General features: G+C 66.9%; 1 pseudogene. It reads left to right on the forward strand.

Annotated elements, in window-relative coordinates:
- Window positions 1-565, forward strand: a pseudogene (locus tag AHiyo1_RS02530) (ATP-dependent helicase); the annotation flags it as partial.

Below are 565 nucleotides of genomic sequence, written 5' to 3' on the forward strand. Positions count from 1 at the left end.
CGCAGCGTGCGGGAGGGCAGCTGGCCCGGCGCCTGGACCCACTTCCCGCATCGGCGGAGGTGGCACGTTCCGGAGCCAATCGAGCCGCGGGCCGGGTCGAAGCACATGTCCTGCCCTCCACAGTCCATGAATTGCGCTACGTGGCACAACGCATCCTCGAAGCCCAGCTGCGCGGGAACTACGAGTTCGGCGACATCGCAGTGATCGTGCGCAACGGCGGGCAATTGGCGCAACTGCAGCGGTACCTGAGCGGTCAGGGAATCCCCGTCCGTGTCCCCGTTGCGGATTCCGCTGTCCGCGACGAAGTGGCTGTCCGTCCCCTGCTCGAGGTGTACGGGGTGGTTTTGGACGCCGCCAATCTGACGCCTGAGTCTGCCGTCTCGCTTCTCACGTCGAGGATCGGCGGGGCTACCGCTATCGAGTTGCGCCGCCTGCGCCAATCCTTGCGCCGGGAGGAGCTCTTGGGCGGTGGTGGACGGTCCAGCGATGCGTTGCTGGTCGAAGCGTTGCTGGAGCCGGGGGCACTGGGTTCTTTGGGCATCGAGGGTAGCTCGGCCCGGCGTTT

It is taken from the genome of Arthrobacter sp. Hiyo1 (assembly GCF_001263615.2).
Lineage (GTDB): Bacteria > Actinomycetota > Actinomycetes > Actinomycetales > Micrococcaceae > Arthrobacter.